Source organism: Glutamicibacter sp. AOP12-B1-11 (assembly GCF_052379245.1).
Lineage (GTDB): Bacteria > Actinomycetota > Actinomycetes > Actinomycetales > Micrococcaceae > Glutamicibacter.
Genome location: NZ_JBQSYL010000107.1, coordinates 1 through 209, shown reverse-complemented (window position 1 = coordinate 209; position 209 = coordinate 1). Strand labels below are relative to the sequence as shown.

Annotated in this window: 1 protein-coding gene; it reads left to right on the top strand. The window is 64.1% G+C overall.

Going from position 1 to position 209, the window contains the following annotated elements; all coding sequences use genetic code 11:
- Positions 1-209: GMC oxidoreductase (locus ACT3UQ_RS19795; RefSeq protein WP_444637827.1), on the top strand; the 209-nt coding region annotated here is incomplete at both ends.

Below are 209 nucleotides of genomic sequence, written 5' to 3'. Positions count from 1 at the left end.
ACGGTGCGGTTGCGCAGCTGCGACTTCCGTGACAAGCCGAAGGTCGATCCGCGTTATTTCACCGACGTCCAGGGCCATGATGCGCGGGTGATGATCGCCGGGATCCGCAAGGCCCGGGAGATCATCGGGCAGCCGGCGATGGCTGATTGGGCCGGGGTGGAGCAGTTCCCCGGCCAACAGGTGCAGTCCGATGCGGAGATCTTCGATTA